The 530-nt window shown below is 63.6% G+C and carries 1 protein-coding gene; it reads left to right on the top strand.

Features of this window, described 5'->3' with window-relative positions; genetic code table 11:
• Positions 1 to 83 precede the first annotated feature (83 nt).
• The coding region (locus D3H34_RS33725; protein WP_119558938.1) for an ABC transporter ATP-binding protein at positions 84 to 530 on the top strand (447 nt) is incomplete at its 3' end.

Raw genomic sequence — 530 nt, 5'->3', positions numbered from 1 at the left:
GCCGTGATCGGCATCGTGGGTCTGGCGCTCGAGCTGCTGCTGGTACAGATCGCCAAAGCTTTTACTTATGAAGAGGTGAAATCATGAATGACAGATTCATCGAACTGCAAGGCATCTCGCAGAGTTTCAAGACCGCCAAGGGCCTGTTCCTGGCGCTGGAGAACATCGATCTGCGCATTGCCAAGGGCGATTTCGTCGCGCTGATCGGCCATTCGGGCTGCGGCAAATCGACGCTGCTCAACCTGATCGCCGGGCTCACCACGCCCAGCGACGGCGTGCTGCTGTGCGCCAACCGCGAAATCCGGGGTCCGTCGCCCGAGCGCGCCGTGGTGTTCCAGAACCACTCGCTGCTGCCCTGGCTGACCTGCTACGAGAACGTGCATCTCGCCGTGGAGCGGGTCTTCGCGCAGGACGAAACCAAGGCCCAGCTCAAGGAGCGCACCGACGCGGCGCTGGCGCTCGTAGGCCTGAGCCATGCGCGCGACAAGCGCCCCGGCGAAATCTCGGGCGGCATGAAGCAGCGCGTGGGC

The sequence above is a fragment of the Acidovorax cavernicola genome (assembly GCF_003581445.1).
The sequence above is the reverse complement of the archived record's forward strand: the minus strand, read 5'-3'. Positions and strand labels throughout refer to the sequence as shown.